The 20619-nt window shown below is 70.4% G+C and carries 10 protein-coding genes and 1 tRNA gene; 4 read left to right on the top strand and 7 right to left on the bottom strand.

The window, feature by feature from the left end; genetic code table 11:
* On the bottom strand, positions 1-2370 hold the full coding sequence (gene mrcB / locus N787_RS03695) for a penicillin-binding protein 1B (protein WP_052575098.1): 2370 nt from the start codon (positions 2368-2370) through the stop codon (positions 1-3).
* 2465 nt (positions 2371-4835) lie between these two features.
* On the opposite strand from mrcB, the gene N787_RS03675 reads away from it, so the two are divergent.
* Positions 4836-6887 carry a glycosyltransferase gene (locus tag N787_RS03675; RefSeq protein WP_034210908.1) on the top strand — a complete coding sequence of 684 codons (2052 nt, stop codon included), beginning with the start codon at positions 4836-4838 and terminating at the stop codon, positions 6885-6887.
* Here N787_RS03675 and N787_RS03670 read toward each other — a convergent pair.
* The 3 genes from N787_RS03670 to hrpA form a co-directional block, all read right to left on the bottom strand.
* Positions 6884-8485, bottom strand: coding sequence for a hypothetical protein (locus N787_RS03670; RefSeq protein ID WP_052575097.1), 1602 nt, complete (start codon positions 8483-8485; stop codon positions 6884-6886). The two genes, N787_RS03675 and N787_RS03670, sit on opposite strands and share 4 nt — an antisense overlap.
* A gap of 105 nt (positions 8486-8590) precedes the next feature.
* Complete coding sequence (locus N787_RS03665) at positions 8591-10714, bottom strand: bifunctional (p)ppGpp synthetase/guanosine-3',5'-bis(diphosphate) 3'-pyrophosphohydrolase (RefSeq protein ID WP_052575096.1); 2124 nt, start codon at positions 10712-10714, stop codon at positions 8591-8593.
* Between the two features lie 137 nt (positions 10715-10851).
* Complete coding sequence (hrpA, locus tag N787_RS03660; RefSeq protein ID WP_034210877.1) at positions 10852-14964, bottom strand: ATP-dependent RNA helicase HrpA; 4113 nt, start codon at positions 14962-14964, stop codon at positions 10852-10854.
* Positions 14965-15057: 93 nt separating this feature from the next.
* Here hrpA and N787_RS03655 point away from each other — a divergent pair, with 93 nt between their 5' ends.
* The 3 genes from N787_RS03655 (at position 15058) to N787_RS03645 (ending at position 18662) form a co-directional block, all read left to right on the top strand.
* Entirely contained in the window at positions 15058-15570 is a 513-nt protein-coding gene (locus tag N787_RS03655) for a Dps family protein (protein ID WP_034210876.1), read from the top strand.
* A gap of 85 nt (positions 15571-15655) precedes the next feature.
* Complete coding sequence (gene recQ / locus N787_RS03650) at positions 15656-17476, top strand: DNA helicase RecQ (RefSeq protein WP_034210875.1); 1821 nt, start codon at positions 15656-15658, stop codon at positions 17474-17476.
* 142 nt (positions 17477-17618) lie between these two features.
* Complete coding sequence (locus N787_RS03645) at positions 17619-18662, top strand: lipid A deacylase LpxR family protein (protein WP_034210874.1); 1044 nt, start codon at positions 17619-17621, stop codon at positions 18660-18662.
* Between the two features lie 321 nt (positions 18663-18983).
* Here the strand turns inward: N787_RS03645 and N787_RS03640 are convergent.
* The 3 genes from N787_RS03640 to queE all read right to left on the bottom strand — a co-directional run bounded on the left by N787_RS03640 (position 18984) and on the right by queE (position 20612).
* A tRNA-Lys gene (locus tag N787_RS03640) sits at positions 18984-19056 on the bottom strand.
* Positions 19057-19107: 51 nt separating this feature from the next.
* Complete coding sequence (gene queC, locus N787_RS03635; RefSeq protein WP_034210873.1) at positions 19108-19791, bottom strand: 7-cyano-7-deazaguanine synthase QueC; 684 nt, start codon at positions 19789-19791, stop codon at positions 19108-19110.
* A gap of 164 nt (positions 19792-19955) precedes the next feature.
* Entirely contained in the window at positions 19956-20612 is a 657-nt protein-coding gene (queE, locus tag N787_RS03630) for a 7-carboxy-7-deazaguanine synthase QueE (RefSeq protein ID WP_034210872.1), read from the bottom strand.
* Positions 20613-20619 lie beyond the last annotated feature (7 nt).

Raw genomic sequence — 20619 nt, 5'->3', positions numbered from 1 at the left:
TCATTCCCCGCGCTGGCGCTCGCGCCGCTCTTCGCGGCGCGCGTCGCGCTCGTCGTCATCGCCGCCGAAGCGGAACCAGTCCAGCCAGCTGCGCTTCACGCAGCTCACGTGCTCGGGCGGCAGGAAGCCGGCCACGAACGCGTAGCGGCGCGCGCCTTCGCATTCTTCCTCGGTGGTGGCGAACTCGGTCGCGTCCACCCAGCCCCACTCCAGCCCGCCCATGCCGACGTCCAGCGGCGCGCTGGGCAGTTTGGTGAACAGCGCCGACCAGACGCGCATCGCGCCGGTGGCGCCGTACAGGCCGGTCGGCTCGTTCTGGTCGTTGCCGACCCAGACCACGGCCAGGTGGTCGCCGGTGTAGCCGGCGAACCAGCTGTCGCGGCTGTCGTTGCTGGTGCCGGTCTTGCCGGCCACGCGCAGGCGGCCCAGGCCATCGGACAGCAGGCTGCGGCCGGTGCCGCTGGCCACCGCGTCCTGCAGCGCCAGCGTGACCAGGCGCGCGGCGACCGCGTCGCCTTCCTTCGCCGGCTCGGCGTCGAAGTCGTAGCGCTTGATCGCGCTGCCGCGCGGATCGACCACGCCGCGCACCGCGCGCAGCGGCTGGATCTCGCCGCCCGACGCGAGGAACTGGTAGACCTGCGCCATCGCGAACGGGCTGAGGTCCACCGAGCCGAGGATCAGCGACGGATTGGCCGGCGCACGCAGGCCCGCGAGCACCTTCAGCAGCTCGGCCAGGCGCTCGGGCCCGACGTCCATGCCCACGCGCACCGTGGCCTGGTTGTAGGACCGCGACAGTGCATCGAGCAGGCTCACCCGGCCGTGGCTGACGCCGTCGGAATTGCCGGGGTTCCAGGTCTTGCCGTTCGGCAGCGTGATGTTGACGGGCGCATCGTCCACCGGCGTCGCCAGCGACCAGCGGTCCGGCTGCGCCAGCGCCAGCAGGTAGACCATCGGCTTGAGCAGCGAGCCGACCGGGCGCTGGGCCTCGAGCGCGCGGTTGAAGCCGGGCTGGCCCACGGCGCGATTGCCGACCATCGCCAGCACTTCGCCGGTACCCGTGTCGGTGACGACCATGCCGGCCTGCAGCGCCGGGCCGTCCTTCTTCTGCACGCGGCCGAGGGTGCCGCTGACCGCCTGCTCGGACAGCTGCTGGGCCGACGGCGACAGCGTGGTGAGCACGTTGAGGCCGGCGCCGCGCAGCGCATCGGCCGGGTAGTCGCGCGCCAGCTGGCGGCGCACCAGGTCCATGAAGGCGGGGTAGCGGTTGCTGGCCACGCCGGGGCGCGTGCTGGTGCCCAGCGGCGCCTCGCGGGCGCGGCGCGCCTGTTCGGCCTCGATCAGGCCGAGCTCGTGCCAGACCGACAGCACCAGGTCGCGGCGCTCGCGCGCGATCTCGGGCTTGCGGCGCGGATCGTAGACCGACGGGCCCTTGATCATCGCCACCATGAGCGCCAGTTCCTCGGTGCGCAGGCTGGCCAGCTCGCGGCCGAACCAGAACTCCGCCGCCGCGGCCACGCCGCGGATCGACTGGTTGCCCTGCTGGCCCATGTAGACCTGGTTGAGGTAGGCCTCGAGGATGCGCTGCTTGTCGTAGCGCGCCTCGATGATCAGCGAGTAGGCGATTTCCTTGAACTTGCGGCTCCAGCGCTTCTCGCGCGTGAGGAACAGGCTGCGCACCAGCTGCTGGGTCAGCGTGCTGGCGCCCTGCTCGAGTTCGCCCTCGCGCACGTTCACCCACATCGCGCGCATCATCCCCCAGGGGTCGATGCCGTGGTGGTGCTTGAAGTTGCGGTCCTCGACCGCCTGCAGGCCGGTCACCAGCAGTGGCGGCACGTCCTTGAGCTGCACCAGGCGGCGCTCTTCCTGCAGGTTGCCGCCGTAGAGCGTGGCGATGCGGACCGGGTCGAGGCGTGCGGTGGTCGTGGGCTTGCCCGAGGCGCGGTCGGTGGCGCGCGCGACCTGGCCGCCGCCCAGCACCACCTCGAGCTTCTGCGCCGGCACCGGGCCGTCCACGTCGGTGAAGGCGCGGGTGGCGATGCGGAAGCGACCGTCTTCACGCTGGTAGGTGCCGGGCAGGTCGCCGCCGGCGTCCTTGCGGTAGCCCGAGGCCGCGAGTTCGAGTTCGAGCGTGGCCACGTCCAGGCGCTGGCCGGGCGCCAGCGACAGCGGGCGGGCGTAGACGCGGGTCGGCTCCTGCCAGGCCAGCTGCTCGAACTCGGAGCGGACCTGCTTGTCGAGCACGTAGAACACGGGCACGCCGATGCCCACGGCCAGGCCCAGCGCCAGCAGGGCGCCGCGGATGAGCCAGGTGCGCCAGCGGGGGCGGGCGGTGTCCGGGCCGGATTTTGAGGGGGAAGCGTTACGAGGCACGGACGTGGATAATCCGGAGGTGCGGCGAGTCTAGCAGGCCGGCGCACCGACACCCTTACCGAGACTGAACACAACGCATGGATGCCACTCCCCTCCCGGTCATCAGCCTCTGGTCGCCCCACGGCGCGACGGTGACGACCCGCACCCGCCTAGCCTGGCAGCGAGTGGAGGGCGTGGCGGCGTCGCCGTTGGAGGCGCTTCGGCGGGCCAGCCAACAGTGCCCGGGCCGGGACGTGCTCCTGCTTCACGTGGAGGCCCAGCTTTCCGCGGAGGGTTGTGATCGGTTGATGGCTGGGCTCGCGGGCGGCCATTGGGACATCGTGTCCCCGCTGGATCCTTCCTGCGGCTTGTACGACCCGAGTATTCCGACGCGACAAGCAGATGCCGCGGCCTGGGCCTGGGGCGAGCACCAAACGTTCGCCTGGCACGGCTGGTCGTCGGTCTGTTCCCTGTGGCGCGCAAGCGTCGCCGCGGCATCGGCGTCAGGGCAGGCGCTCCCGCTGCGCACCGCCCTCCTCCCCTGTGTCTACGCGGGCGGCCCGAACCTACCGCCCGCCAGCTCCCCGGGCGAGGCCGTCGAACGTCTCCGAGACAGGCTTCGTGCAGACAAGGCCCATGACATGGTCCCCGCCCTTGGCCCAGTGGTGCTGCATGTTATGCACGCGTGGGGTGGCGGCGTCGAGCGGTTCGCACGCGACCTTGCTGAGGCGGACAGTGAGCGCCAATACCTGTTCCTGTTCGCGCAGGGAGACCAACACTTCCCACCCTTCGGCAAGCGGCTCTGCCTGCACGTCGACTTGGATGCACCCCCAGTCCGTACCTGGGCGCTCTCGAGGCCCATCGATGCCTGTGCCTTGGAGTCGGCGGAGCTGGGTCAGATCCTTGCGCAGATCATCGAGGAATGGGGCGTCGGCGCCGTCCTCGTCTCGTCCCTGGTTGGCCTCGCACTGGACGTGCTTCGAACTGACCTGCAGACGAGCCTCTGCTTCCATGATGCGTTCCCGCTCTGGCCCTTGCTGCACGACCCACGCAACCCCGAGACCCAGCCATTCGACGAATCCGCGCTCGTCGAAGCCTTTTCCTCCGGCGCACCTTGCCTTTTCCCTTCTCGCGATGCGCAAGCTTGGTTGGCGTTGCGCGACGCCTTCGTTCGCACGGTGCTGGGGCGCGGCGTGCGACTGGTCGCGCCCAGCGAGTTCGCGAGGCGGCGCGTGCTGGCCATTGCGCCGGAACTCTGCGGGGCACCGTGGGACGTGCAGCCGCACGGCATCGCACCCCTAACGCCGGTACCGCCGCCCAGCCGGACTGCCGGGCAGCCGCTTCGCGTCCTGGTGCCAGGCCACATCCACGGCGGAAAGGGTGAGCAGTGCCTGGCGGCGATGCTCCGGGACTTGCCCGAGGGATTGGAGTTCTTCCTGCTTGGATGCGGTAATGCTGGCGACCCTTTCGAGGGCCTGCCCCGGATCACCGTCATCCGCGAGTACCAGCACTCTTCGCTGGCCGGTGAGGTCGAGCGAATCGCTCCGGACATCGCGCTGCTCCCGGGCGACGTTCCGGAGACCTTTAGTTACGTGCTTTCCGAGATGCTCGCTTTGGGCGTCCCGGTCTTGTGCTCCCGCCCCGGCGCGACCACCGAACGCATGGCCGAATTGGGTCGCGGCTTCAGCTCGACCCCGGAGCCTAACGCCCTCCTCGCGCGCTTGATTGAGTTCTCGGTGGACCGGGCCGGACTTGAGGCCGAGCGGAAGCTGCCGCCGCCGGCTGTGCCGGCACTGACGGAAATGGCATCGGCCTGGCGCCGAATCCTGCCGTGCGCCCCCGCGCGACCGCGGCTCGAATCCGCCGGGCAAGCTTCGCTGCGGATGCTCCATGCAGAGCGATTAGCCGTCAGGAGCCTCGACGCCCTCGATACCGAACGATTGACCAACCGGGCGCTCCGGGATGAACTCGACAGCCGGACAAAGTGGGTCCGATCCATACTGGACCAGGCGGAACAGGCGGAAATAGGCCATGTCGCGCGACTGGCCGAAGCCGAACGCGCACATGTCGCAGCACTGGCCGAGTTGAACGCGAAACTCGCCGCCTCCGAGACACGCCAGCAGCGGGAGCGGGAGGACCTCGAGGCAAGGTATCACCTCGAAGTTAGCCGACTGGAGCGCGAGCTCGTCGAAGCCCAAAGACACCATGGACTGGAGATCGAACGCCTGGAGGCCAAGCGAAGCACTGAGCTGTGCATGCTGAAAGGAGAGCTTTCGGACGCACACGGGTACTACCAACGGGACGTGGCCGACCTGGCCAGGCAGCGTGACGTCGCTCTGCGACAGCGGGATGATGCCCTCACGGAGATAGCCACGCTAAAGCGCAGCCGCATTTGGCGGGCCACCGAGTTGCCGCGTCGGGCAGCACGGGACTTCCGCGCCAGGTTCCTTGCGGCGCGTTACCACGCCCTGCACCTGCGGGCACTCATGAAGCGTGGCGTCCACAGCCTTCGTACCCGCGGGATTCGTGAAACTTGGCAACGCCTGCGCACGCGCCGCGCGGCACAGCCCGTCAACGAAGCACTGCCGACAGCCCAAGTAGGGGTCGATTGCGAGCTCCGGCTTCCTGAGCCGCTCTTGCCGCGCGCGAGCATCATCATACCGGTATACGGCAAACTGGAATTCACGATGGCGTGCCTGCAATCACTGGCCCGAAGCGGCGACGCGACGTCCTTCGAAGTCATCGTCGTGGACGACGGCTCGCCGGATGACACTCCGCATGTACTGCCCGGCGTGCCTGGACTCCGCTACCTTCGCAATGCCAGCAATTTGGGGTTCGTCGGAGCGTGTAATGCCGGCGTGGCGATTGCACGCGGCGAATTCGTGGTGTTCCTCAACAACGACACCACGGTCCGACCGGGCTGGCTGGACGCCCTCCTGTCGACCTTCGCTAAATATCCCGACACAGGGCTGGCAGGGGCGAAACTGGTTTACCCGGACGGCAGGCTGCAGGAGGCCGGCGGCATCATCTTCGCTGATGCTTCGGGCTGGAATTACGGCCGGTTTGAGGACCCTAACCACCCGCGATTCAACTTCGTCCGCGAGGTTGATTACTGCTCGGGCGCTGCGATCGCGCTACCGCGCCGACTGTTCGACAAGCTGGGTGGCTTCGACGACCACTATTCCCCCGCGTACTACGAGGATACCGACCTCGCGATGCGCGTCCGCCGTGACGGGCTGAAGGTGAGATACCAGCCGGCGGCAGAGGTTGTGCACCACGAGGGCATCACCTCGGGCACGGATACCCGCGTTGGCGTCAAGCGGCACCAGATTACCAACCAGGCGAAGTTCTTGGCGCGTTGGCGGGACGTGCTCGCGGCCGAGCATGCGCCAGCCGGCAGCAATGCCAACAAGGCTAGCGAGCGTGGCCGCGCGTTCAAGGTCCTGGTCCTGGACGCATGCACACCGACGCCGGACAAAGATTCTGGCTCGCTGCGAATGACGGCGATACTTCGGCTAATGCGTGAATTGGGCTGCAGCGTCGTATTCTTCCCCGAAAACCGGGCGCATGACGGCAGGTATACCGAAGCCCTGCAACAGATGGGAGTGGAGGCCTGGTGGCATCCGTACCTAGGCGACATTCCCTCCTGGCTGGCGGAGCACGGACCTTCCTTCGATTTGGTGATCGCCAGCCGTCACTACGTCATCGAGCCGGTGCTGCCATTGCTCCGTACGCACGCTAGGCGGGCTCACTTGGTTTTCGACACTGTAGACTTGCACTACCTGCGCGAGCTGCGGGAAGCCAGCCACGCTGGCAATGCTTCGCTCCAGCGCCGTGCCGAGCGAACCCGGCACACCGAATTGGCGCTGATCGGCTCCGTGGACAGCACCTGGGTAGTCAGCGACGCGGAACTCAGGCTGCTGCAGGCGGAACTCCCGGCCGCGAGCGTGTGCATCTTGTCCAATATCCACGAGGTGAACGGCCCGGGCCGGCCTCGGGACGAAAGAACGGATATTCTCTTCGTGGGCAGCTACCGGCACCCGCCCAATGTGGACGCGGCCAACTGGCTGGTCGGTGACATCCTGCCGCGCATCCGCGACAGGCTGCCCGGCGTCAGGCTGCACCTGGTCGGCGGCGACGCCCCCGAAGACGTGGTGGCCTTGGGCAACCAGCCCGGCGTGGTCTTCCACGGTTATGTGCCGGATCTCGGCCCATTGCTGGAGGGATCGCGCATCGGCCTCGCGCCGCTTCGCTATGGCGCCGGAGTGAAAGGCAAGGTCAACCAAGCACTGGCACACGGTCTGCCGGTCGTAGCAACGACTTGTGCCGTCGAGGGCATGTTCCTGGCCGACGGCGACGATGTCTTGGTTGCAGACGACAGCGAAGCCTTCGCGACAGCCGTGGTGCGACTCTACGAGGATCCGGCGCTTTGGGCACGGCTGGCGGAAGGCGGACTGGAAAACACGCGCAAGCACTTTTCCAGCGAAGCGGCACGGGAAACACTGCGCACCCTATTGGCGTCCCTGCGCCCGCGCTAGCCGCCGGCGCGCGCCAGGCGCTCGGACATCGCGCCGAGCCCCGGATGGCTCGGGTCCACCGCCTGCGCCGACTGCAGCGCGCGGCGCGCCAATGCCAGTTCATTCGCGCCCAGGCGCTCGTCGGCGAAGGCCAGCCAACGGTCGGCCAGGCGCCGGCGATCCGCCGCCAGCGCATCGCCGCCGCGCTCGCGCGCCGCACGGGCGTCCAGGCAGGCCTGCGCCGCGGACAGGCGATTGCCGGCCAGCTCGTCCTCGAAGCAGGCGCGCGCGCGGCGGTCGTATTCGGCCTGGGCATCGCGCAGGTCGGCGCTGGCGGGCTCGATGGCGGCGGCCTGGCGCAGGAAATCCCAGGCGGCTTCGCCGGGCGGATCGATCAGGTCGCCGCGGCGCATCGCGGCGCGCGCGCGCTCGAGCAGGGCGCGCAGGCGGTCCGGATCCGCCTCGGACGGCGGCGGCAGCGCTTCGCGCGCGGCGCGCGCCTCGGCGATGCGTACGGCGGCGGCCTCCACCTCCGGTGACTCCGGCGCCCAGGTGCGCGCGCGCGCCAGCGAAGCTTCGGCGGCTTCGAAGTCGAAGTCGGCGGCCTCGCGGCGCGCGCGTGCGGCCAGCGCCGCGGCGGCGTCCTGCAGGCCCTGGCGCGCCTCGACCGCATCGGGTTCGCTGGCCTGCAGCTGCCGGTAGCCCGCGGCCGCGGCGTCGAGGCGGCCGGCGCGCAGGTCGGCGGTGGCGGCGGCGAGGATCGCTTCGCGCTGGCGCTGCCGCTGCTGCTGCACTTCGCCCAGCCGCGCCTGCAGCGCGGGCAGGCCGAGGTGGCTGGGGTCGGCCTCCACGACGCGCGCGACCAGCGCCAGCGCGACATCGTGGTCGCCGCGGGCCAGGGCGGTCTCGGCATCGCGCAGCAGGCCGGCCAGGATCTCGCGGCGGCCGTCGAGCGCGAGGGCATTGTCGGGCTGGCGCCGCAGCACGTCCGAATACAGCGCCAGCGCGCCGTTCGGTACCTGTTCGATCTGCCCCGCGGCCTGCGCCTCGCGGGCGCGGCCGAGCAGGTCGGCGATGTCGGCACCGGCGCTCTGCAGCCGCTGCAGCTCGAGTTCAAGCAGGGACAGGTCGGCGGCCGGGGCTGCCAGGGTGCGCGCGAGCGACAGGCGCTGCGCGGCGGTTTCGATGTCGCCGGCCGCGAGGGCGGCACGGGCCTGGGCCACGGCGGCGTCGCGCACGGCGTTCATGCCGGCGCGGGCCGCGGGATGGTCGGGGTCGCGGGCCAGCACGGCCTGGAACTGTTCGCGTGCGCCGCGGCCGTCGGGGCGCGTCAGGTCACCGCGGGCCAGGGCCTGCTGCGCCGCTTCGATCTCGCGGTTGATCGCGGATTCGGGCACCAGCTGGCGGCCGATCTGTTCGCGCCACTGTCCCAGGGCGACGGCCAGCGCGCCGCCGACCACGACCAGCGCCAACAGCACCCAGGGCCAGCGCCGCGGGCGGCGTGCCGCGCGGGCGGTCGGCGACACAGGCGGCTCGCGGCGCGCCGGGCCGCCCAGGTCGAGCTGGTCCAGCGAACCCAGGGCCGGCGTCTGGCCGGGGTCGACGCGGCGGTCGGTCATGGCGTCGTTGGCTTCGTCATGCCGGCAGGATAGCAGCGCTTCCTGAACGCCAACCCGGAGCGGGGTCAGGTTTGAAACTTGACCCCGGTTTGCGGCGGGCGCGGGTCAGCCGACGCGGCGGGCGTCCTGCACGCCCGGGATGGCGCTGAGGCGGCCCAGCACCTCGCTGAGCTGGCCGAAGTCGGCCACGCGCACGGCCAGCCGCAGTTCGGCCAGGCCCTGCGATTCATCGACGCGCGACTGGATGCCCAGGATGTTCACGCCCAGCTGCGCGATCACATTCGTGAGGTCCTTGAGCAGCCACTTGCGGTCGAAGGCGTGCAGCACGATGTCGACTTCGTAGCTGGAAGCGCGCGCACCGCCCCACTCCACCGGCAGGAAGCGATCGGGCTGCCGCGCCAGCAGGCGCTGCGCTGCCGGGCAACCCTCGCGATGGATGCTGACGCCGCGCCCGCGCGTGAGGTAGCCCACGATCGGATCGCCCGGCACCGGCTGGCAGCAGCGCGCGATCTGGCTGAGCAGGTTGCCCACGCCCTCCACGGTGAACGGCGCCTTGCCGATCGGCGCCTGCGTGCGCCGCGACACCAGTGCGGCGGGCTCCGGCGGCGCCTTCTGCGCCTGCGCGTGGTCGTGCAGCGCGCGGCTGACCTGGCTCGGGCCGAGGTCGCCCAGCGCCAGCGCCAGGTGCAGGTCGTCCACGCTATCGAGCCGGAACTTCGCCAGCACCGGCGCCAGGTCGGCCTGCATCATGGCGACGCGGCGCAGCTCCTTCTCCAGCAGCTCCTTGCCGGCCTGCAGGTTGCGGCTGCGGTCGATGCGGTGGAACCAGGCGCGGACCTTGTCGCGGGCGCGGCTGGTGGCGAGGAAGGCATGGCTGGCCATCAGCCAGTCGCGGCGCGGTTCGGCGGTCTTGGCGGTGAGGATCTCGACGCGGTCGCCGGTGGCCGGCGCGTGGTCGAGCGGCACGATGCGGCCGTTGACCTTGGCGCCGCGGCAGCGGTGGCCGACCTCGGTGTGCACGGCGTAGGCGAAATCGAGCACGGTGGCGCCGCGCGGCAGGTCGATCACTTCGCCGCGCGGCGTGAGCACGTAGACGCGGTCCTCCACGAGCTCGGTCGAGAAGCCGGCGAGCAAGGCGTCTTCGCCCTCGTCGCGGGCCTCGAGCAGCTGGCGCATCCACGCGACCTTGCGCTCGAAGCTGGCGTCGGCGCCGCCGCCCTCCTTGTAGCGCCAGTGCGCGGCGACGCCGAGTTCGGCGTGCTCGTGCATCTGGTGGGTGCGGATCTGCACTTCCAGCGTGCGGCCGCCGGGGCCGATCACCGCGGTGTGCAGCGAGCGGTAGTCGTTGCCCTTCGGGTGCGCGATGTAATCGTCGAATTCGGACGGGATCGACGGCCAGAGCTGGTGCACCAGGCCGAGCGCGGCATAGCAACCGGGGATGTCGTCCACCAGCACGCGCACCGCGCGGATGTCGTAGAGCTCGCTAAAGGGCACGCCCTTGCGCTGCATCTTCTTCCAGATGCTGTAGATGTGCTTGGGGCGGCCGGCGACGTCGGCGGTGATGCCGGCCTCGGCCAGCGCGGCGCGGATGCGCGCCATCGCGTCCTCGATGAAGCGCTCGCGGTCGCCGCGCTTCTCGTCGAGCAGGCGGGCGATGCGCTGGTAGGTCTCGGGCTGAAGCCAGCGGAAGGCGAGATCCTCGAGCTCCCACTTGAGCTGCCAGATGCCGAGCCGGTTCGCGAGCGGCGCGTAGATGTCGGCGGTGAGCTCGGCCAGCGCATGGCGCGCTTCGTGCTCGAGCGTGCCGGCTTCGCGCAGGCGCACCAGCTGGATCGCCAGCAGCACCAGCACCGCGCGAAGGTCGCGCACCAGGGCCAGCAGCAGGCGGCGCAGGCCTTCGGCGCTGCCCTTGCCCTGGCGCTGGTGGTGCAGCGCGCGCACCTGGTCGGCGGCGGCCAGGCCTTCGAGCAGCGGCGGCAGGCGCGGGCCCAGCGCCTCGGGCGCGACGGCGGCGCGCAGCGCGGGCCACAGGTGCAGCGCCGCGGCCGCCAGCACCTCCGGATCGGCGCGCAGCGGCTGCAGCACGGCGAGCACGTGGACGGCCAGGGTTTCCTCGGGCGCGCGCGGCAATGCGGCGGCCGCGTCCCTTAGCGCCGCCAGCAGCGGGGCGTGGGCGGCGTGGCCGGCGAACCAGTCGTGGAGGCGGGGCGTGGCGCGGGGAGGCGTCAAGGCTAGAATCCGGAGGAGTCCCGCCCAGTCTAACCAGCTACGGAAGCCACGCCATGCGCCTGCCCTTCCTGCTTGCCTGCCGGCGGCCTTCGGTTCGTGGAGCCTGCGGATCGAGGGCTACAACGCCCGCGCCAAGGTCAGGCGGGTCGAGTAAGCGCCTCGAGCTGGCGCGCGAGGCGCTTGGCGGAGACCTGGCGCTTGGTGCCCAGCTCCTGCGCGAACACCGAGACGCGCAGTTCCTCGAGGTCCCAGCGCAGCTCCTGCCAGCCGGGCTCCTGCGCACGGCCGGTCTTCCGTGCCTGCAGCAGCGCATCGTGGAAGGGCTTGAGCTCGAGCATGCGGGCCTGGTCGCGCTGCGGGTCGCGCAGGGCGCGCTCGGCCCGCAGCGACAGGGCCTTGAGGTAGCGCGGGTAGTCGGCCAGCAGGCCCGCGGGCGTGTCGCGCAGGAAGCCCGGCGGCACCAAACCCGCCAGCTGCGCCTTGAGATCGTCGAGGTTGCCGCTCGCCCAGCCGAGCAGGGGCGACTCCAGCCGCGGCTTGATTTCGGCGACACCGCCGAGGATCGCTTCGGCCAGCTGCAGCCGCGCCATGGCCTCGGCGAACAGGCGCTTGCCGGCCGTGTCGAGCAAGCGGCGGAAAGCGTCGGCATCGCGCACGTCGGCGAAGTCGCCTTCGAGCACGGCATTGAGCGCGGCCTGGGCCAGGTCGGTGCGAAGGTGCTCGTGCGCGGGCGCCTGGCCCGGGGCCTGGGTGAAGCCTTCGATGGCGGCGTAGAGCAGCGCCAGCTTGGGCGACACCGGCAGCTGCTTGCGGGCCTGGCGCAACTTGTCGGCCAGCGCCAGCGCGGCCAGGCGGCGGACGCCGGCGTCGTGTTCGCGCGCGGCCTCGTGCGGATCGGCGAAGACGCTGAGCGCGACGGTCTCGCCCTGGTCCACCAGCGCCGGGTAGGCCGGCACGCCGGCGGCGCCGGGCACTTCGCGCGGCACCGGCGTGTCGGGGAAGGTCGTGAGGCCGTCGCGCGCGAGGTCTTCGCCCGCGCGCTCGGCGAAGGCGCGCTCGGCGTCGCTGCCGAAGCGCGCGCGCAGTTCCGCCAGGTCCCGCGACTGCGCCAGCACGCGGCCGTCGCGTTCGGCCAGGCGCAGGTTCATGCGCAGGTGGGGCTCGAGCGCGGCTTCGTCGAAATCCAGCGCCGCGACCGGCGCGCCGGTGGCGCGGGTGAGGAAGCGCGCGAGGCTGCCGGGCAGGCTGTCGGCCTCGGGCTTCGGGTGCGCCTCGGCGAAGGCGCGGGCGAAATCCGGCGCGGGCACGTAGTTGCGGCGCAGCGCCTTGGGCAGGCCGCGGATCAGGGCCGTGGCCTTTTCCTCGACGAGGCCGGGCACGAGCCAGCCCAGGCGCGTCGGGTCGAGCGCCATCAGCAGGTGCAGCGGCAGGTCGAGGGTGACGCCGTCCTCGGCGTGGCCGGGCTCGAAGCGGTAGTGCAGCGCAAGGCGGGCGTCGCCGAGCGCGAAGTACTTCGGGAAGCGTTCGGCCTCGCTGCCCTCGCCCGGCAGCAGGTCGGCCAGCGACCACTCGAGCGACTTCTTCTGTTCGGGCGGCAGCTTGCCGTACCAGCTGTCGAGGCCGGCGACCGAATTGAGCTCCGGCGGCAGGCGGTCGAGGTACCAGCGCGCCTGCCAGTCCTCGTCGGCGACCAGGCCGGCGCGGCGCAGCTTGGCCTCCTCTTCGCGCGCCTTCCCGAGCGTGGCGAGGTTGCGCTTGAGGAAGGGGCTGCGGGTGTCCACCTCGCCCGGCACCAGGCCCTGGCGCACGAAGATCTCGCGCGATTCGGCCGGGTACAGGCCGCCGTAGTGCACCGGCTTCTTCGGCGCCAGTACCAGGCCGAACAGCGACACCTGCTCGCTGCCGATGACGCGGCCCTGGCGCCGCGACCAGTGCGGGTCGAAGTGCTTGCGCGCGAGCAGGTGCGGCAGCTCGGCGATCACCCAGTCGGGTTCGATGCGCGCGGCGGTCATGCCCCAGACCTTCTGGGTGTCGAGCAAGGTCGCGACCAGCACCCAAGCCGGAGGCCCCTCCCGGCCATCCATGGCCTTCGGGGCACTTGGGCTCCTGCCCGGCGGCAGCTTGCTTAGCGACGAGCCCGGGAACAGCGAGAACTTGCGCTGTCGCGGTGCGTCGTAAAGCCCCTTCTCGCTGCGGTGGCCAATCTGGGTCGGCAAGCCCGCGATCAACGCCCGATGCAAATTTTGATTCGCTTCGCGAGAAGCCGTACCAGGTTCATTTTTCCGGAGTCGATCCTGGCCACTGCCGGTCTCCCCTCCGGAAAAATGAACCTGGTACGTCTTTTGATTCGTGGCATCCGGCCACAGCTCCTCGCAGGCCAGCAAGAGCTGGCGATGCAGCTCCCGCCACTCGCGCATGCGCAGGAAGGCGAGGTAGCGGCGTTCGCACCAGTCGCGCAGCTTCGACTGCGTCAGGTCCTCGTGGGCCGCGTGGTGCGCTTCCCAGAGCTTCAGGATCCCGACGAACTCGGAGTTCGGATCCGTGAATTCGGCATGCGCGTTGTCGGCTTTCTCGCGCGCGTCGGCGGGACGCTCGCGCGGGTCCTGGATGCCGAGGAAGGACGTGATCACGGTCATGTCCGGCAGGCAGCCCAGCGCCTGCGCGGCCACCAGCATGCGCGCCAGCTTCACGTCCACCGGCAGGCGCGCCATCTGGCGGCCGATCGCCGTGAGCTGGCGCTGCTCGTCCACCGCGCCCAGCTCGAGCAGCGTCTGCCAGCCGTCGGCGATCGCGCGCGAATCGGGCGCGTCGATGAAGGGGAAGTCCTCCACCCGGCCCAGGCCCAGCGTCAGCATGCGCAGGATCACGCCCGCCAGCGAGGCGCGCAGGATCTCCGGATCGGTGTAGCGCGGGCGACTTTCGAAATCGTCCTGCGAGTACAGCCGGTAGCAGATGCCCGCGGCGATGCGGCCGCAGCGGCCCTTGCGCTGGTCGGCGCTGGCCTGGCTCACCGGCTCGATGTGCAGGCGGTCGAGCTTGCCGCGCGGGCTGTAGCGCTTCACGCGCGCCACGCCGGGGTCGATCACGTAGCGGATGCGCGGCACCGTCAGCGAGGTCTCGGCGACGTTGGTGGCCAGCACGATGCGCCGTCCCGGCCCGGGGTTGAAGACCTTGTCCTGGTCCTTCACCGACAGCCGCGCGTACAGCGGGATCACTTCGGTGCTGCGGTACTTGCGGCGGTTCAGCGCCGCGTGGGCATCGCGGATCTCGCGCTCGCCGGGCAGGAAGACGAGCACGTCGCCCTGCGGGTCTTCGCGGGTGATTTCGTCCGCCGCCGCGACGATGGCCTCCGCGAGAGGGCGCGCCTCGCGAGAAGCCGGGGAAGCCGTACCAGGTTCATTTTTCCGGGCCTGACCCGGCTTCGAAGCGCGATCTTCTCCGGAAAAATGAACCTGGTACGACTTTTCCTCCGATGCATCATCGGGCCGGTAACGGACCTCGACCGGGAAACTCCGCCCCTCCACGCTCACCACCGGCGCCCCGTCGAAATGCTTCGCGAAGCGCTCGGTGTCGATGGTGGCCGAGGTGATCACCAGCTTCAGGTCCGGCCGCTTGCGCACCAGCTGCTTCAGGTAACCCAGCAGGAAGTCGATGTTGAGGCTGCGCTCATGCGCCTCGTCGACGATGATCGTGTCGTACTTCGACAGCCAGCGGTCGGACTGGATCTCGGCCAGCAGGATGCCGTCGGTCATGAACTTGACGAAGGTGTTGTCGCCCACGTTCTCGGTGAAGCGCACCTGGTAACCGACCGCGCCGCCCATCGGCGACTGCAGCTCCTCGGCCACGCGCCGTGCGACGGCGCGGGCGGCGATGCGGCGCGGCTGGGTGCAGCCGATCATGCCGGCGCGGCCGCGGCCCGCGGCCAGGCAGATCTTGGGCAGCTGGGTGGTCTTGCCCGAACCGGTCTCGCCGGCGACCACCACCACCGGATGCTTGCGGATCAGCGCCACCAGCGTGTCCGCCTCGCGCGCCACCGGCAGGCTGTCGTCGAAGGTCGGCGTGGGCGCCTGCGTGTCGCGCTGTTCGCGCGCGGCGACGGACGCGGCCAACGCCTGCTCGTAGGCGGCGCGACGCGCAGCGTCGTCGGGCGCCTTGCGCCACTGCCCCAGCAGGCGCAGCAGCCGCCCGCGGTCGCGCGTGAGCGCGGCGTGGTCGGGGAAGGCGGGAATGGGCGGCGCGGCGGGCGTCATGGCCGTGTATTGTAGCGGCCACGGCCCCGGTTCATCCGCGCTAAACCCGTGCTGGCGTAGTATGGGCGGGTCCAAAAGCGAAGGAGGAAAGCCATGGCTTCCAAGAAACCCGCAGAGGCAACGTCCGGCGCGCCGAAGATCGACATCGGCATCGGCGAGAAGGACCGCAAGAAGATCGCCGGTGACCTCTCGCACTTCCTGGCCGACAGCTACACGCTTTACCTCAAGACCCACAATTTCCACTGGAACGTGACGGGGCCGATGTTCAACACCCTGCACACCATGTTCATGACCCAGTACACCGAGGAATGGACCGCGCTGGACGAGATCGCCGAGCGCATCCGCGCCCTCGGCTACATGGCGCCGGGTTCCTATGCCGAATTCGTGCAGCTCTCGAGCATTAAGGAAGAACAAGCGCCCGGCGCGCTGGACTGGCGTGAAATGGTCCGCCAGCTGGTGGTCGGCAACGAAGCCGTCTGCCGCACCGCGCGAAAGGTGATCAAGACCGCCGACGGCGCCGGCGACGACCCCTCGGTCGACCTGGCCACCCAGCGCCTGCAGGTGCACGAGAAGAACGCCTGGATGCTGCGCTCGCTGCTCGAGTAAGCGCAGGCCCCGGCGGGCGGTTTTCCGAGGCGGCGGCGGGGCAACCTGCCGCCGCGTCCACGTCCGGGGCCGGTAAACTGTCGCCATGACGACCCCTGCCCGTGAATTGCTCCGCCGCGTGTTTGGCTACGCCGACTTCCGCGGCGAGCAGGCCGCGGTGGTCGAGCACCTGGTCGCCGGCAACGACTGCCTGGTGCTGATGCCCACCGGCGCCGGCAAGTCCCTGTGCTACCAGGTGCCGGCGCTGCTGCGCGAGGGCACCGGCATCGTCGTCTCGCCCCTGATCGCGCTGATGCAGGACCAGGTGGAGGCGCTGGAGCAGCTGGGCGTCCGCGCCGCCTACCTCAACTCCTCGCTGTCGGGCGAGGCCGCCGCCGCGGTCGAGGCGCGGCTGCTGGCCGGCGACCTCGACCTGCTCTACGTCGCGCCCGAGCGCCTGCTCACCGACCGTTTCCTGCGCCTGCTCGAACGCACCCACGTCGCCCTGTTCGCGATCGACGAGGCGCACTGCGTCTCGCAGTGGGGCCACGACTTCCGCCCCGAGTACCGCGAGCTCAACCTGCTGCACGAGCGCTGGCCGCAGGTGCCGCGCATCGCCCTCACCGCCACCGCCGACGCGCCCACCCGGCGCGAGATCGCCGAGCGGCTGGGGCTGGACGAGGCGCGCCAGTTCATCACCTCCTTCGACCGGCCCAACATCCGCTACCGGGTGCAGCTCAAGGACAACGCCCGGCGGCAGCTGCTTGATTTCCTGGCCGCGCACCGCGGCGACGCCGGCATCGTCTACTGCCTCTCGCGCCGCAAGGTCGAGGAAACCGCCGAATACCTGTCTGCGCAGGGCCTCACCGCCCTGCCCTACCATGCCGGCCTCGACGCGGGCGTGCGCGCCGCCAACCAGCGCCGCTTCCTGCGCGAGGACGGCGTGGTGATGTGCGCCACGATCGCTTTTGGCATGGGCATCGACAAGCCCGACGTGCGCTTCGTGGCCCACCTCGACCTGCCCAAGTCGCTCGAGGGCTACTACCAGGAAACCGGCCGCGCCGGCCGCGACGGCGAGCCCGCCGAGGCCTGGCTCTGCTATGGCCTGGGCGACATGGTGATGCTGCGCCAGATGATCGAGAACTCCGAGGCCGGCGAGGAGCGCCGCTGGCTCGAGCGCCGCAAGCTCGACGTGCTGCTGGGCTACTGCGAATCCACCCGCTGCCGTCGCCAGACCCTGCTGGCCGCCTTCGGCGAGGATTACCCGCGCGCCTGCGGCAACTGCGACAACTGCCTCGAGCCGCCGCGCACCTGGGACGCCACCGTCGCCGCGCAGAAGGCCATGTCCTGCGTCTACCGCACCGGCCAGCGCTTCGGCGTCACCCATCTGGTCGACGTGCTCACCGGCTCGGAGAACGACCGCATCCGGCAGCTCGGCCATGACCAGCTCAGCACCTACGGCATCGGCACCGAGCTCGACGCGCGGCAGTGGAAGGGCGTGTTCCGCCAGCTGGTGGCGATGGGCCTGCTGGAAGTGGACGTCGAGGGCCACGGCAGCCTGCGCCTGACCGACGCCAGCCGGCCCGTGCTCAAGGGCGGGCAGTCGGTGCACCTGCGCGAGGAGTCCGTGCGCAAGCGCGAGAAGGGCGCCCGTGCGGCACGCGGCGGCGGCGCACCGGCCCCGATGTCCCTGGATGCCGCCGACCAGCCCGTTTTCGAAGCCCTGCGCCAGCTGCGCGCCGAGCTGGCGCGCGAACAATCGGTGCCCGCCTACGTGATCTTCCACGACGCCACCCTGCGTGCCATCGCCGAGCGCCGCCCGGGCACGCTGGACGCGCTGGGCCAGGTCAGCGGCGTCGGCGCCGCCAAGCTCGAGCGCTACGGCGAGCAGGTGCTGGCGGCGCTTCGCGACGCCGAGACCGCCTGAGGCCCGGGGCGTCCCGGCCCGCATTCGCCGCGCGCGAGTCGCCCGAAGCGCGTGAAGGCGCGCCACCGCGTGTTCACCCGGCGTCCATCACCCGCGCCGCCGGGCCGGTAACATGGCGCGTCCCCCACGAAAGCCAGGCTCCATGACCCTCCGCCTCCCGGCGCTCGCCGCCACCGCCCTCCTCCTCGCCCCCGCCCTGGCCCAGGCCGCCTGCCCCGCCCCCGCCGACGACGGCGAGGACCGCGCCACCTGGCTGCTGCGCTCGGACAACGACCTCTACGGCCGCGAAGGCCAGGACCAGGGCTACACGAACGGCTTCGTGGTCACCTACGTCTCGCCGAATGTCGAACGCTTCGACGCCGACTGCCTGGCCGCGCCGGTGCGCCTCGCCGCCCGCAGCCTGGGCTGGCTGGTCCCCGAGGGCGAACAGAACAACGTGGTGCTCGGCTTCCAGCACGGCACCTACACGCCCACCGACGGCACCCGCAGCGACGTGATCGCGGAAGACCGCCCCTACGCCGGCGTCGCCACGCTGTCGGTCGCGCTGAACGCGCGCAAGGGCAACCGGCTCGGCACCACCCAGCTGCGCCTCGGCATGGTCGGCCCCTCGGCGCAGGCGGAGATGGGCCAGGATTCGCTGCACCAGTGGTTCGGCCGCCCGCGCTTCAAGGGCTGGGACAACCAGCTGCGCGACGAAGTGGTGGTGCAGCTGGCGCACGAGCGCGCCTGGCGCCGTGACTTCGCCACCACCGCCGGCGGCTGGCGCTGGGATGCCATCGGCCACGCCGGCGGCGCCGTGGGCAACCTCGCCTCCTACGCCAACGCCGGCGCCGAGCTGCGCTTCGGCAAGCACCTGCCCGACGACTTCGGCTCGAACCCGCTGCGCCTCGGCGGCGACAACAGCGCCCCCGGCATCCGCGACGAGAACGTCGAAGCCATCCGCTGGCACGGCTTCATCGCCCTCGACGGCCGCTGGGTCGGCAACGACATCCTCTTCGACGGCAACACCTCGAAGGACAGCCACTCGGTCGAACCCAAGGACGCCGTCGCCGACCTCGTCCTCGGCGTCGCCATCACCCGCGGCCCCTGGAAGTTCACCGCCACCCACGTCCGCCGCACCCGCGAATTCGAAGGCCAGCAAGAACTCCCCGCCTTCGGCACCCTCACCTTCTCCCGCGCGTTCTGATTCGAAACCCGGGCTCCACCGCGCGCCTCATGGAGGAAAGCCCCCTTGGTAAGGGGGCGCGCCGACAGGCGCAGGGATCGGAAGTGATGCGAAAGAAAGGGGTCAGAATAATTATTCGTTTGAAACGGATAATTACTCTGACCCCTTTTTTCCCAGACCCCTTTTTCATGCCGAATGCCGCAATCGCCCAAGCCCCCCTTGGTAAGGCGGGCGCGCCGACAGGCGCGGGGGATCGGGTGAATACGAACCGGGGCCCGCCTTTTCGAGCGCGAAGCGCGAAGGAAAGGTGGGATTTTTTGGAGGCGCTGCCTCCAAAAAATGTGGGCCGTGATGGATTCGAACCATCGACCAAAAGATTAAAAGTCTTCTGCTCTACCAACTGAGCTAACGGCCCATCGAGACCCGGGCGCGGCTTGCCGGCGCTCGGGGCGGTGATTCTAACCCATCATTCGCGCGAGGCGTAGCGCGTGGGGTCGGGCAGGCCGGCGGCGGCGAAGCCCTCGGCGCGCAGGCGGCAGGCGTCGCAGCGGCCGCAGGCGCGGCCGTCGGCGTCGGCCTGGTAGCACGACACGGTGGCCGAGAAATCCACGCCGAGGCGGGCGCCTTCGCGCGCGATGTCGGCCTTGGACATCCGCATCAGCGGCGCGTGCAGGCGCAGGGCGTGGCCCTCGACGCCGGCCTTGGTGGCCAGGTTGGCCAGGCACTCGAACGCGGCGATGAATTCCGGGCGGCAGTCCGGGTAGCCGGAGTAATCGACCGCGTTCACGCCGCAGAACAGGTCGTCGGCGCCCAGCACCTCGGCCCAGCCCAGCGCGATCGACAGCATGATGGTGTTGCGCGCCGGCACGTAGGTGACGGGGATGCCGGCCGCCGCGGCCTCGGGCACTGCGATGTCGGCGGTGAGCGCCGAGCCGCCGATGCTGCGCAGGTCCACGGTCACGACCTTGTGCTCGGCGCCGTGCAGCGCGGCGAGCGCGGCGGCGGCGGCCAGCTCCGAGGTATGCCGCTGCCCGTACGACACGCTGAGCGCATGGCACAGGAACCCCTGCTCGCGCGCCATCGCCAGCACGACCGCCGAGTCCATCCCGCCGGAAACCAATACCACTGCCTTGCGCTGCTGTGTCGTCATTGCGTAGACCGATTATCAATATTCAAACGCGGATCAGAGCGGATGGACGCGGATAAGGGCGGATAGAGCAATCGAAATGAAAAGCCGGATCCATTCAAAAAGGTTTCGCTTTATCCGCCTTTATCCGCGTCCATCCGCTCTGATCCGCGTTCAATCAGTGGACCCTACTTACCCGGCGTATCGCCCCAGAGGACCTTGTGGAGCTGGAGCTGGAAGCGGACCGGGAGGCGGTCGGCGATGATCCAGTCGGCGAGGTCGCGCGGGGCGAGTTCGGACTGGCTTGGCGAGAACAGCACGTCGCAGCGTCCGGCGATCGCGTGCTCGGCGACCATCGCGCGCGCCCACTCGTAGTCGGCGCGGTCGCAGATGACGAACTTGACCTGGTCGTGCGCGGTCAGCAGCGGCAGGTTCGACAGCAGGTTGCGGTGCATTTCCTTCGAGCCCGGTGTCTTGAGGTCGACCACGCGGCTCACGCGCGGATCGACGCCGGCGATGTCGAGCGCACCCGAGGTTTCCAGCGAGACCTCGTAGCCCGCGTCGCACAGCGCCTCGAGCAGCTTCAGGCAGCGCTTCTGGGCCAGCGGCTCGCCGCCGGTGACGCAGACGTGGCGGACGCCGTGGCGCGCGACCTCGGCCAGGATGGTGTCGATCTCCCACCACTCGCCGCCGTGGAAGGCGTAGGCGGTGTCGCAGTACTGGCAGCGCAGCGGGCAGCCGGTGAGCCGCACGAATACGGTGGGCCAGCCCACGGCGCGGGCCTCGCCCTGCACGGACAGGAAGATTTCGGTCAGGCGCAGGCGCTCGGCGGCCGGGGTTTCCATGGCGGGG

Source organism: Arenimonas metalli CF5-1 (assembly GCF_000747155.1).
Classification (GTDB): domain Bacteria; phylum Pseudomonadota; class Gammaproteobacteria; order Xanthomonadales; family Xanthomonadaceae; genus Arenimonas; species Arenimonas metalli.
This window is presented reverse-complemented; position numbering and strand designations above follow the sequence as displayed.

Coding starts and splice junctions, on each gene's coding strand:
- queE (WP_034210872.1), bottom strand. CDS start 20,612: ATGGAAACCCCGGCCGCCGAGCGCCTGCGCCTGACCGAAATCTTCCTG.
- recQ (WP_034210875.1), top strand. CDS start 15,656: ATGACGACCCCTGCCCGTGAATTGCTCCGCCGCGTGTTTGGCTACGCC.
- queC (WP_034210873.1), bottom strand. CDS start 19,791: ATGACGACACAGCAGCGCAAGGCAGTGGTATTGGTTTCCGGCGGGATG.
- N787_RS03655 (WP_034210876.1), top strand. CDS start 15,058: ATGGCTTCCAAGAAACCCGCAGAGGCAACGTCCGGCGCGCCGAAGATC.
- N787_RS03675 (WP_034210908.1), top strand. CDS start 4,836: ATGAAGCGTGGCGTCCACAGCCTTCGTACCCGCGGGATTCGTGAAACT.
- N787_RS03670 (WP_052575097.1), bottom strand. CDS start 8,485: ATGACCGACCGCCGCGTCGACCCCGGCCAGACGCCGGCCCTGGGTTCG.
- hrpA (WP_034210877.1), bottom strand. CDS start 14,964: ATGACGCCCGCCGCGCCGCCCATTCCCGCCTTCCCCGACCACGCCGCG.
- N787_RS03645 (WP_034210874.1), top strand. CDS start 17,619: ATGACCCTCCGCCTCCCGGCGCTCGCCGCCACCGCCCTCCTCCTCGCC.